Consider the following 12,234-nt stretch of genomic DNA (forward strand, 5'->3'; position numbering starts at 1 on the left):
CCGGTGAAATTCACCGTGATTCCGGGCCTATCTGTTGCGGGGGCAGGATTTGAACCTACGACCTCTGGGTTATGAGCCCAGCGAGCTACCGAACTGCTCCACCCCGCGGCACAAGAATTGACTCTAGCACGGATATCGGGGCGGCGCCAATCGTGGGCGGCTCAGCATCCGAATTCGGGGGCGAAACCTGCCTCAGTTTTCGCGACCACTGCCCGGTCGGGTCTGGCCCACCATGGGCTTCACGGCCGTGAGCGAGTGCGCGAGCGGCAGCCACCTCGTGTCGTCGGGCCAGCCGTACATGCCGTCGCCCTGCGACTGCAGACCCGGGTAGGCCTGCCACGGGATCTGGTAGTGCTCCTCATAGTGATCAAGACGCAGCGTCGCGCCCGTGATGGCCTTCCAGAGGGCCGATACCGGGTGCGACCACTCCCAGGTGCGCCCGTGCTCGATGCGCGCCTCCTGGTCGGCGTAGTCGGACGGGTCGTCGATCACGAACGGCTCGGTCGCCCCATAGGGGTAGGCGAAACGCGGGAAGCCGTTCTCGAGGCCGTCGAAGACGCCCGCCACGGGATGCCCGTCGGCGAAGTAGAAGAGCGCGCCAGGTTTCAGGAACCACTCGATGATGCTCGCCCACTCGGTCAGGTTGGGCAGCCACGTGATGGTGCCCCAGCTCGTGAACACCAGGTCGAACGAGTCCGGCTCGGGCAGTGCGTGCCGCAGGTCGTAGACGTCGGTGACGATGAAGCGCGCTCGGTCGGCGAGGCCGAGTTCAGCGGCCAGCTTGCGCGCCTCCTTGATGGCGGGGCGCGAGAAGTCGATGCCCACCACGTCGGCCCCGGCCTGCGCGAGCCGCAGCGTGTCGGCGCCGAAGTGGCACTGCAGGTGGAGGACGCGCAGACCCGTGAGGTCGAAGGTGCCGTCCTCTCCCCCGGGAAAGAGCCGCGCGAGTTCGGATTCCTCGATGGGCGTCAACCGGCCGCGGCCCGCGCGCAGGGCCGTCAGATCGTAGAAGTCGCTGGCGACGTGGACGGGAACGCGGTCATCCCAGTTGGCACGGTTGTCGTCGAGCCAGGAGGATGCACCATCCTGTTCGTCGTGCTCGTGCTCGTCCGTGGTGTGCGACATGTGGCGGTTCCCTTCTTCGACGGCGCGAAGCCTTGGTGCGAGCCGGTGCTGGCCGGCCGTTCGGTGCATAGTGCATGGTGCGTGATAAGCGATGCGTTAACGCAAACGCACCGCCCCCAATGTACAAGCGGGGCGGTGCGGATGCGCGGGGTGTGTCAGCGAGTGCGACTCGTGGTACTACTTGCCGCCGGTCAGCTCCAGCGCACGGGCCACGGCCTCGGCGAGCTTGGCGTCTGCGGCGCCATAGGCGGCGAAGTCACCCTTCTCGAGCGCGGCCTGCTTGTCGGCGATGGCCTGCTTGGCCTCGTTGAGCGCCTGCTGCAGCTGTGCGTCGGTCGCGGGATCACCCGTCGTGACGCCTGTGCCACCGTCGGTGCCGGCGTCGGTCCCGGTATCGGTGCCCGTATCCGTTCCGCCGTCGGTGCCCGTGTCGGGGTCGACGCTGGGCGTCTCGGGCGCGACGGTCGAATCCGTGCCCGTGTCACCGGCCTCGGCACCCGAGTCGCCGCCGAAGAGGACGTCGAGCGCCTCGTCGAGCGTGTTCTCGAACGCGATCTGGTCACCGAAGGCGACGAGCACCTTCTGCAGCAGCGGGTAGGCCGTCTCAGCCGTCGACTGCACGTAGACCGGCTGCACGTAGAGCAGACCGCCACCGACCGGCACCGTGAGCAGGTTGCCGTTGATGACCTTGGTCTGACCCTGCTTCAACAGGTTGATGGCCGAGGAGACGCTCGGGTCGGAGTTGAAGTTGTTCTGCACCTGGCCGGGGCCGGGCACGGTATCTTCCTTCGGCAGCGTCAGCAGCCTCAGCTTGCCGTAGTCGTCGCCCTTCACGCCCTTCTCGGCACCCGCATCGGCGTCGGCCGCGAGGTAACCCGTGAGGATTGATCGCGACGAGTCGCTCGTGCCTCGAGGGATGAACGAGGAGTACAGCGAGAACGCCGGAGCGTCCTGCCCGGGCATCTGCATCGTCAGGTAGTACGGCGGCTGCAGCGTCGTGTCGTTCGCCGTGGCCTGCGGGTCGGCCGGTGTGGCCCACGCGTCGGACCGCGAGTAGAACGGGCCGGCGTCGGTCACGTGGTACTGGCCGAGGATCTGGCGCTGCACCTTGAACAGGTCGGCCGGGTAACGCACGTGGCTCATCAGGTCTCCGGACATCTCGGAGATCGGCTTGACCGTGGACGGGTAGATCTTCTGCCAGGTGGCGAGCACCGGGTCTTTGTCGTCCCACGCGTAGAGCGTGACCTTGCCGCTGTAGGCGTCGACCGTGGCCTTGACCGAGTTGCGGATGTAGTTGATGTTGTCGAGCGCGTACTGCTGCGTCTGCGTCGCCGAATCGGCGATGGCGTTCGACAGCGACTGCGTCTTGGCGTACGGGAAGTTCGCCGAGGTGGTGTAGCCGTCGACGATCCAGACGACCTTGCCGTCGACGACCGACGGGTAGGGGTCGGAGTCGAGCGTCAGGTAGGGAGCCGCCTTCTGCACGCGATCCTTCGGGTTGCGGTCGTAGAGGATCTGCGACTCGTTGTTCACGGCATCCGACAGGAAGATCTGCTCGGACTGGAACTTGAGCGCGTAGATGAGCTTCTTGAACGCGTTGTCGAGCTTGGGGCCGCCGTCGCCGTCGAACGTGTTGTACGTCTCCTGCGAGTCGTCGGTGGCCGACGGGTAGTCGAGCTCGACGGGGTCGGTGGACGACGGCGAGCCGACGATCGAGTACTCGGGCGATTTCTCGCCGAAGTAGATGCGCGGCTGGAAGTCTCCCAGCTCACCCGAGGTGGGCACGCCAGACTCGAGGAACACGGGGAAACCGTCGGACGAGCGCTGGTTGCCGTAGGCGGCGACCAGGCCGTAACCGTGCGTGTAGACGACCGTGTTGTTGTACCAGCTCTGGGCGTCTTCGAGGCCGGACTGGCTGAGCTCGCGCACGGCCACGACGGCATCCTGGGTCTTGCCGTCGATCGTGTAGCGGTCGACGTCGAGCGCCTTGTTGAACTGGTAGTAGTTCTTGAACTGCTCGAGCTGCGAGACCGTGGGGCTGACGACCGCGGGGTCGATGATGCGGATGTTCGCGGTGGTCTCGGCGTCGGCGCGCAGGGCGCCGGGCTCGGCATCGGTCGTGGCGTTGTAGGGGATCTCTTCGACCGTGTCGACGCCGTAAGCCTCACGCGTGAGGTCGATGTTGCGTTGGATGTAGGGCGTCTCGAGCACACGCGCGTTCGGGTCGACCTGGAAGCGCTGCACGACCCACGGGTAGGCCGTGCCGATGAGCAGGCCCGAGATGAGCAGTAGCACGAGGCCGACGACCGGGAAGCGCCAGCGGCCGATGAAGGCCGTGACGAAGAAGAGCAGGGCGACGAGGATGGCGATACCGGCCAGGATGATGCGGCCCGGGATCGTGGCATTCACGTCGGTGTAGCTGGCACCCGTGATCAGGTCGCCGGTCTGCGTGAGCGTGACGTACTGGTCGAGCCAGATGCTGACGGCCTGCAGGAGCAGGTAGACACCCGCGAGGATGGCGATCTGGATGCGGGCGCTCTTCGAGATGCGCAGCTCGCGGCCGGCCACACGGATGGAACCGTAGAGGTAGCTCACCGCGACGGTGGCGAGCACGGCAAGAAGGATGACGGCCGAGGCGAACGCGACGACGCCGCGGTAGAACGGCAGCTCGAAGAGGTAGAACGAGGTGTCGAGACCGAACTGCGGGTCGGTGGTGCCCGACGGCGTGCGGTTGAACCACATGAGCACGACCTGCCAGCGCGTGGCGGTGGCGAAGCCCGCGAAGAGACCCAGGATGACCGGGATTCCCCACGTGGCGAGGCGACGCAGCGGCTCGACGAGCTCCTGGTAGCGGTCGAGCTGGCTCGAGAGCTTGGCGTACACCGGGCGCAGGCGGTAGGCCAGCTGGATCGAGATCCAGACGGGCACGGCCATGGCGATGAAACCCACCAGGAACATGCCCAGGGTGGCGAGCCATCCGGTGGTCAGGACGGTTGCGTAACCGAGCTGGTCGTACCAGAGGAAGTCGGTGTATAAACCGGAGAAGATGAAGAAGGCCACCACGAGCGCGCCGACCACCGCGAGGGTGATGGCAAGGGGTGCTCGGGAACGCTTCGGTTGGGTCGGCTGTGCTGCTGTCGTGGATGTCACGGTGTCGGCCTCTTTGCTGTCGGGGTCACCGAATCAGTCTACGTTCCGATCCTGAGAAGAGAGCCGCGCTCAGGGCGAACAGCCGCGGCTATTCGGTGGGCGCCGCAGCGGCCGTTTCGCACGTCGGAAGGGCGTCGAGGTCGCCCTTCTCGCGCACCGCATCGAGCACGGCCATCGAGTCGTTCAAGGTGGAGACGCTGAAGACTCGGATGCCGTCGGGAACGTGACCGACGACCTCGTCGCAGTTGGCCGAGGGCGCCAGGAAGATGGTCGCCCCGTCGTCGCGCGCCGCGAACAGCTTCTGGCGGATGCCACCGATCGCGCCGACCTCACCCGATTCGGTGATGGTGCCCGTGCCCGCGACATCCGCACCGCCGTTGAGCTCGCCCGGGGTGAGCTTGTCGATGATGCCGAGTGCGAACATCATGCCGGCGCTCGGGCCGCCCACGTTGTCGAGCTGGATGGTGACGTCGATCGGGAAGTCGTAGACCATGCGCGTGCCGATGCCGATGACCGTCTGCGTCTCGCCCGCGGCATCCTTCTGCTCGATGGGCGTCACCTCGATGGTCATGGGCACTCCCCCGCGCACGATGTCGATGGATGCCGGCTTATCGGCACCGTTGGCCGAGATGGCCGTGCGCACCGACTCGAGGTCGTCGACCGTCTCGCCGTTGACGGAGACGAGGTCGTCGTCGACCTTCAGCACGTTCTCGGCGGGCGAGCCCTTGGCGACCGAACCGACCGCCAGGTGCTGCGGATAGGTGTAGCCGAGCTCGGAGAGAGCGGCGGCGACGGCATCCTGCTGCGAGTCGACCATGAGCGTGGCGTTCTGCTCAGAGCGCTGTTCGGTGGTGACGCCGGGCGGGTAGACGGCCTCGAGCGGCACGACGGCGCGGCTCGGATCGAACCACGACATGGCCACCTCGAACCAGCTCGGGCGCTGATCGGGAGTGCCGTTGACCTGCACCGTGAGCATGTCGAGGCTGCCGGCAGTGTCGTACGTCTCGGCGCCCTGGATGTCGATCATGGGCACGTCTTTGTCGTCGTGCTGAACGGTGCCCAGCGTGTTGAAGACGGGGCCCGGCTGCTCGATGACCCACGGGCTCGGCCACAGGGCCAGGACGCCCAGCAGGACGAAGGCGATGGCGAGCGACAGCCACCCCGCGCTGCGGCGCCTCGACTGCGCGCTCCTCGCCGGAGAGACGGGGGAAGAGGGCTGGTCGTCGAAGAGCGTCACAGCGAGCCATCCTAGATGACCCCTCGATGGCCACCCCGGGAAACAGCCGTACGGCCGCATGTCGGCGCCCCGGTTTCAGACGCCGGACCTGTTCGCGGCGGGCGGACAGTGAGACCGCCCATCCCACGGCCTGCACCGGGCGGCACGGGTTAACGTTGAGATCAGAGCAAACGTTGCCCTGCGGAAAGGTGGCCATCGTGTCAGACGACGAGTCCAAGAAGCCCGAAGACGAATTTCAGGAGATGCTTCGCGAACTCCTGTCCGGCAACGGGGCCATCGACCCCAGCCAGCTCGCGGGAGCCGCCGGACTGCCCAACGACCCGGCCGCACTGCAGGCCTTGATCGGCCAACTGCAGAACGCCATGCAAGCCGCACCCGGTGGCGGGATCAACTGGCAGACGGCCACCGATCAGGCCATCGCCATCGCCTCGGAGGGTAGCGTCGCGACGACCCCCGCCGAGCGCAACGCCCTCGAGCAGGCCTTCCACGTGGCCGCACTCTGGCTCGACGAAGCGACGGTCGTCACGGCCCTCGCGCAGGAGCCCATTCTCATGACGCGCGCGCAGTGGGCTAAGGACACCATGCCCGTGTGGGCGCAGATGGCCGAACCCGTGGCGACGAGCATCTCCGACGCCCTCACCCGGGTCATGACCGACCAGGCCCCCGAAGAGATGCGCTCGATGATGGCGGGCGCGAGCCAGATGATGCGCAATATCGGCGGCGCGCTCTTCGCCATGCAGCTCGGCCAGGTCGTGGGGCAGCTGTCCCGCGAGGTGGTTTCCGGCGGCGACATCGGCATCCCACTGCTCGACGAGAACCGTGCGGCGCTCGTGCCGCAGAACGTCGCATCCTTCGGCGAGGGGCTCGACCTCGGCGACGACCAGGTGCAGCTCTATCTCGCGGTGCGCGAGCTGGCGCACGCTCGACTGTTCCGCCACGCCCGGTGGCTGCGACTCGACCTCATCTCGTCGATCACCGAGTTCGCGCGCGGCATCACGATCGATACCGAGCGGCTCGAAGACCTGGCGGAAGGGTTCGATCCGTCGAACCCGGAGGAACTGCGCCAGGCGATGGTCGACGGTTCGCTCATCCCGCCGAAGAGCGAGGCCCAGCTGGCCACTCTGGCGCGCCTCGAAACGACACTCGCGCTCATCGAAGGCTGGGTGGATGTCGTGACCGCTCAGGCAACGACGCGACTGCCCAAGGCCGACTCCGTGGCCGAGATGGTCCGGCGTCGCCGGGCGACCGGCGGGCCCGCCGAATCGGCTTTCGCCACGTTGGTGGGTCTCGAGTTGCGGCCGCGACGGTTGCGCGAGGCCGCGGCGTTCTGGCAGAAGGTCAGCGACGCCGTGGGCACCGAGGCGCGCGATGCCCTGTGGGCGCACCCCGATCTCGTGCCCTCGGGCTCGGATATCGACGACCCGACGGCCCTCATCGCCCGGCTCGAGGCCGAAGCGCGCGGCGAAACGCCCGAACCCGATGAGTTCGACACGGCGCTCGAGCAGTTGTTGCAGCAGGAGGACTCCCGGGAGGACGATTCTGCCGGTTCCGAGGGTGATTCGGGTTCAACCGACGAGCGTCGGGACGATCCTCCCCACGTGTGATCGAGGCCCGCGGGACGAGTTACTGCCGGTGAAAACAAAACCTGTGGATAACCGTCTCGCGGCCTGATTTCCGCGCCAGACTGGGCGCATGATCCTTCGTATCGACCCCAGCCACGTGATGGTGTGGACCTCTCCGACCACCGTGCAATTCGGCATCGACCGCAGCGTGCTCACGCTCACGGTCGATCCCGTGCGCGAGCGACTTCTCTCTGCGCTGCAGGCCGGCTGCACGTTTCGTGCGCTGTGCCGCGTCGGGCGCATCGAGCCCGTGCCGGCGCGCGTGGGGCTCAGCGAGGCGGATGTCGAGGGGTTCGTTCGTGCGCTTCGTCCCGTGCTGCTGCGGCCGCCGGGGTCGGGGTCGTCGTCGCCAGTGGCTGCCGCCGCAGTGGTGCCAGGTGCGCCGGCGCCGGTGCACGTGTTGCAGTGCACGACGTCGGGTTCACCGATCGACGAGGCTGCGCCGGCGCGCGCGATCGCCGAACTATTGCGGGTGGCCGGTCGGCCGGTCATGGCGGGGCGCGGCGTTCCCCCAGCGGCGCTGCACAAACCGGCCTTCGCCGTTCTCCTCGCCTCCTGGAGCGTGCCGCCGGCTGCGTTCCAGCGTTACACCAGCGACGGGGTCCCGCACCTGCCCGTCGTGTTCGGCGACGAATCGGTTCGAGTCGGTCCGCTCGTCCGGCCGGGGGTGGGAGCGTGCGTGCGGTGTCTGCATCTGGCTCACCGCGACCGAGAACCCGCCTGGCCGGTCATCGCCGCCCAGCTGGCCGGCACGCGCGCCCCGCAGGAGGGCGGAGCGCTCGCCTTCGACGCTGCGGGCCGGGCCGCTCGCGTGGCGCGCACCTGGCTCGACGAGCGACGTGATGTGCTGCGCGGCGGTTCGGTCAGCCTGCAGGTGCGGGCGCGGAGCGAGAAGTGGACCTGGCACCGGCCGCACGCGGAATGCGGGTGCCGATCTCCGTGAGAAAGCGCGAACGCTCGCGCGGCTGGGTCGAACGGATTCCGCGCTCAGACCACGAGAGGAAGAGCGTGCGGCGTGCGCGGGTGATGCCCACGTAGAGCAGACGACGCTCCTCGTCGATGGCCTCGAAGCCGCTGGCATAGCTGATGGGCACGAGGCCCTCGGACAGCCCGATAAGGAACACGGTGTCCCATTCGAGGCCCTTCGCCGAGTGCAGGGTGGCCAGAGTGACGGCCGAGACATTCGGCTCGTGCTGACCCGCCTGTCTCTCGAGCAACTCGTCCGAGAACTGGCGCAGCGTCGTGCCGGGGGCCGCCTGGTCGACGAGACCCATGATGGCGTTGAGCGACTCCCAGCGGTCGCGCACCGCCCCCGCCACCTCGGGCGCGTGGTGTGACCATCCGAGAGAACTGAGCACATCGCTGACCGACTTGAAGAGGGGCTCACCCGTGATCGAGACCGAGGCGCCGCGCAACGCCATGAGCGCCTGACGCACCTCGGGCAGATCGAAGAAACGCTTCGATCCGCGCATCTTGGTCGACACCCCGGCATCGGCGAGCGCCGTCTCGATGGCGGCCGCCTGCACGTTGACGCGATACAGGATGGCGATGTCCTCGGGTTTCGTGCCGCCCTCGATCGCCTCGAGCACCTGGGCGGCGACCGTGCGCGCCTCGGCGTAGTCGCTCGTGAACCCGGTGACCGTCGGCTCGATCGCCCCCGCTCCGTCATGCACCGCGTGCAACGTGAGAGCACCCGGCCGGCCGCGCATGAGCCGGTTGGCGGTGTCGACCACCTGGGGCGTCGAGCGGTAGTTCTGCTCGAGGCGCACCACCGTGGCATCCGGATGTTTGTGCCCGAAGTTCAGCAGATAGTCGCTCGAGGCACCCGCGAACGAGTAGATCGTCTGGCTTGCGTCGCCGACCACGCAGAGGTCGCGGCGGTCGCCCAACCACAGGTCGAGCAGCTGCTGTTGCAGCGGCGAGACGTCCTGATACTCGTCGACCACGAAGAAGCGGTACTGCTCGCGCACCTGCATGGCGACGGACGGCTCGGACTCGATCATGCCGGCGCAGGCCAGGAGGACGTCTTCGAAGTCGAGCTGTCGGCGCTCGTCCTTCAGAGCCTCATAACCGGCCTGCAGGTCGAGCACCTTCTCGCGGTCGAGGCGGTCGGGAATCGGGCGGTGTTTGGCACCGTACTGGTCGATGCTGAGACCCGAGACCTTGCGCCACTCGATCTCGGCCGCGACATCCCTGAGCGTCGCCGTGTCGAGTTTCAGCGCCAGCTTCTCGGCGGCATGGCCGAGGAGGCGCGCCTTGTTGTCGAGCAGAGCGGGAACCTGCCCGCCCACGACCTGCGGCCAGAAGAAGTTCAGCTGACTGAGCGCGGCGGCGTGGAAGGTGCGCGCGGCGACCTGGCCGGCACCCAGCTGCCGCAGACGCGTGCGCAGTTCGGCGGCCGCCCGATTCGTGAAGGTGAGCGCCATGACACGGTTGCCCGCATAGGTGCCCGTGGCCACGCCATACGCGATGCGGTGCGTGATGGCGCGGGTCTTGCCCGTGCCCGCGCCGGCGAGCACACACACCGGGCCGCGCAGGGCCTCGGCGGCGACACGCTGATCGTCGTCGAGCCCGGCTAGCAGAGCCTGCGGTTCGGTCGGATCGATCGCGGTCATCGGGCGGCGGGGTACGGGTCTTCGGTTCGGTCGTCGAGCGTCGGGCCACCGTCGGCCGCGAGCCAGGCCTCGATGAGGGCCCGCGCGATCGATGTGCGGCCCGGCAGGAGGAGGCCGGAGTTCTGGTCGCGCAGTTGGTCGCGCGTGAACCAGCGCAGATCGAGGATCTCTTCGCCGTCCGGACGCAGGGCCGCTGGGTCTGTTCCCGCGGCGACGCGCGCCTCGAAACCGACCATCAGCGAACGCGGGAAGGGCCACGGCTGCGAACCGAGGTAACGCGGATCGGACACCGTGATGCCCGACTCCTCCTCCACCTCGCGGATCACGGCCTGCTCGAACGATTCGCCCGCCTCGACGAAGCCCGCGAGCAGCGAATAGCGGTTGTTCTCCCACAGGGCGTTCGAGCCGAGGAGCAAGCGGTCGTCGTCATCGAGTACGAGCACGATGACGGCCGGGTCGGTGCGCGGGAAGAGTTCGTGGCCATTGTCGCAGCGTCGCGCCCACCCCGAGTGATCGTTGCGGGTGTCGGCACCGCACTTGGGGCAGAAGGTATAGCCCGCGTGCCAGTTGACGAGCGCCATCGACTCGGTGAGCAGATCGGCGTCTCGCGCCGACAGCGCGTCACCCGAGGCCCGAAGGTCGAGCCATTCGGCGCCCTCCCGCTCGGGGGCGTCGTCGGGTTCGACGGCCAGGAGCACCGTCGTTCCGGCGGGTGCGTCGGGGGCATCGTGAAGCGTGTGGCCGAGGTATCCCAAGAGCTGATCGGCGGGGATGTCCGTGCCCGAGACCAGGAGCAACGATGCTCCGCTCGCCAGTGCGCGTCGCGAACGGATGATGACGACCCGCGTTGCCGGCTCTGCGGCCATGTCGACCAGGGCGTTCTCCGGCAGGCGCGCCGCGTAGTTGCGGTTGATGCCGGTTCGAGAGAGCGGGAGATCGGTGAGGGACCGAAGAAGAGAACTCATGCACAACCAATCATCCGGGCGTGGCGGGAGGGCCGCCGACCGTTGCTCGACCTAACCTAGATCCATGGCCAGATCCCCTCTCACTCTAGCCGCGTTGGCAACAGCGGCGGTGCCGGACCTCGTGGTGACGGGCAGCGGTCCGCTCGGGCACGGCGCCGACGGCAACTACGACTCCGCTCTGTTGCGCACGGGCGACGACCGCGACGTCGTGGTGCGGGTTGCCGCCCACCAGCAGGCGCAGACGGAACAGTCCATCGAACTTCTCGCTTTGCAGGCGATGACGGCGGGCATCCGCAGCCGTCTGCCCTTCCAGGTTCCGCAGGTGCTCGGCCAGACGCAGGCATCCGGTGCTCGCGCGGTCGTCTACGACTTCCTCCCGGGTTACAGCGTCGCGGTCGACAAGATCCCCGCGGGTGACGGTGTCGCCACGTCGATGGGTGCTGCACTGGCGGCCATCCATTCGTTGCCCGGCGGTTTCGTGGCCGAGGTCGGTTTGCCGCATCTCTCGGCGGCCGAGGCTCGTGACGAGGCCCGCAACGTGATCGAACGCGCGGCGTCGACGCGACTTCTGCCCGCCGCCGTGCGCACGCGCTGGTCGCAGGCCATCGACGACGACGACCTGTGGCAGTTCCAGCCGACCGTGGTCAACGGCAGCATCGACGCAGGTTCGTTCTTGTTCACCGACTACGAGGTCGGCCCGGTCGTGTCCGGTGTCGTCGGTTGGGGTTCGCTGATGGTGGGCGACCCGGCGCGCGACTTGCACTGGTTGTCGGCGGCGGGCGAGGCGGGCGAGAGCGTTCTGGCCGCTTATCGCGCCAGCACCACGCGGCATGCCGACGGTCATCTGCGCCAGCGCTCGTTGTTGCACGCCGAACTCGAGCTCGCTCGCTGGTTGCTGCACGGCGTCGACACGCACGATCAGGATGTCGTGGAAGAGGCGGTTGCGCTGCTCGACGGCCTGGTCGAACACGTTCTGAACGACTCGATGAACCCGTTGTCGCACGACACGGGTGAGGTGTTGTCGCAGGAGGATGTCGAGGAGCTGCTGTCGCGCACTCCCCCGGCCTCGTCGCAGGCGCACCAGGGTTTCTCGTTGGAGACTGATAGCTACGAGAACTTCGATCTGGATGCGCTCGAATACGGCGATGGGCGCAGCTCGAACCGCCGCTCGGCCGGCGACTCGACCGAGGATGATTCGGACGCCGCGGGTTCTACCGGCGGCACGGACGCGCACGCCTCGGATGGTGACGAAGAGCCGGCAGACCCGTTCGCCGACGCCGACGATGAGTCCGCCGATTCCTCTCGTGCCGAGCGCGACGCTCGCACTCTTCTCGCTTCCCGTGACCACACCGAGACGGGCCCCGTCGAGACCGTTCGCGACGCCGAACACGATGCGGGCTCCGACCGCCGCTGACAGCGCATCGCATCGCTGCAGTACCGAACGCCGCTTGACGGTGGTCGGTGGTCGGTGGTCGGTGGTCGGGAGTTGACTGTCACGCCAGCATGCCGTGGCCACGCCG

8 protein-coding genes and 1 tRNA gene are annotated in these 12,234 nt (G+C 67.9%); 3 read left to right on the top strand and 6 right to left on the bottom strand.

Annotation, left to right across the window (positions count from 1 at the left end):
• Window positions 1-34: 34 nt before the first annotated feature.
• The 4 genes from ALI44B_RS04870 to ALI44B_RS04885 form a co-directional block, all read right to left on the bottom strand.
• A tRNA-Met gene (locus ALI44B_RS04870) sits at window positions 35-108 on the bottom strand.
• Between the two features lie 84 nt (window positions 109-192).
• Window positions 193-1,125 carry a class I SAM-dependent methyltransferase gene (locus ALI44B_RS04875; protein ID WP_077053546.1) on the bottom strand — a complete coding sequence of 311 codons (933 nt, stop codon included), beginning with the start codon at window positions 1,123-1,125 and terminating at the stop codon, window positions 193-195.
• Window positions 1,126-1,302: 177 nt separating this feature from the next.
• Window positions 1,303-4,275: a UPF0182 family membrane protein gene (locus ALI44B_RS04880; protein ID WP_238592063.1), complete on the bottom strand. Its 2,973-nt coding sequence runs from the start codon at window positions 4,273-4,275 to the stop codon at window positions 1,303-1,305.
• Window positions 4,276-4,363: 88 nt separating this feature from the next.
• The gene (locus tag ALI44B_RS04885) at window positions 4,364-5,512 is read right to left on the bottom strand and encodes a YlbL family protein (RefSeq protein ID WP_077053548.1); all 1,149 of its coding nucleotides are present in this window, start codon (window positions 5,510-5,512) and stop codon (window positions 4,364-4,366) included.
• 197 nt (window positions 5,513-5,709) lie between these two features.
• On the opposite strand from ALI44B_RS04885, the gene ALI44B_RS04890 reads away from it, so the two are divergent.
• Together ALI44B_RS04890 and ALI44B_RS04895 are read left to right on the top strand one after the other, a co-directional pair.
• Window positions 5,710-7,116 (top strand): zinc-dependent metalloprotease, encoded by a 1,407-nt coding sequence (locus tag ALI44B_RS04890; protein ID WP_077053989.1) that lies wholly within the window; start codon window positions 5,710-5,712, stop codon window positions 7,114-7,116.
• A gap of 88 nt (window positions 7,117-7,204) precedes the next feature.
• Window positions 7,205-8,077 carry a hypothetical protein gene (locus ALI44B_RS04895; protein WP_077053549.1) on the top strand — a complete coding sequence of 291 codons (873 nt, stop codon included), beginning with the start codon at window positions 7,205-7,207 and terminating at the stop codon, window positions 8,075-8,077.
• On the opposite strand, the gene ALI44B_RS04900 is transcribed toward ALI44B_RS04895, so the two are convergent.
• The gene (locus ALI44B_RS04900) at window positions 7,998-9,749 is read right to left on the bottom strand and encodes an ATP-dependent helicase (protein ID WP_077053550.1); all 1,752 of its coding nucleotides are present in this window, start codon (window positions 9,747-9,749) and stop codon (window positions 7,998-8,000) included. The two genes, ALI44B_RS04895 and ALI44B_RS04900, sit on opposite strands and share 80 nt — an antisense overlap.
• Window positions 9,746-10,714, bottom strand: a complete 969-nt coding sequence (gene nudC, locus ALI44B_RS04905) for an NAD(+) diphosphatase (protein WP_077053551.1) — start codon at window positions 10,712-10,714, stop codon at window positions 9,746-9,748. The genes ALI44B_RS04900 and nudC overlap by 4 nt, the downstream gene beginning before the upstream one ends.
• A 64-nt stretch (window positions 10,715-10,778) precedes the next feature.
• Here nudC and ALI44B_RS04910 point away from each other — a divergent pair, with 64 nt between their 5' ends.
• Window positions 10,779-12,128 carry a phosphotransferase gene (locus tag ALI44B_RS04910; RefSeq protein WP_083709536.1) on the top strand — a complete coding sequence of 450 codons (1,350 nt, stop codon included), beginning with the start codon at window positions 10,779-10,781 and terminating at the stop codon, window positions 12,126-12,128.
• Window positions 12,129-12,234: the final 106 nt, after the last annotated feature.

Source organism: Leifsonia sp. ALI-44-B, assembly GCF_001984125.1.
GTDB lineage: Bacteria > Actinomycetota > Actinomycetes > Actinomycetales > Microbacteriaceae > Okibacterium.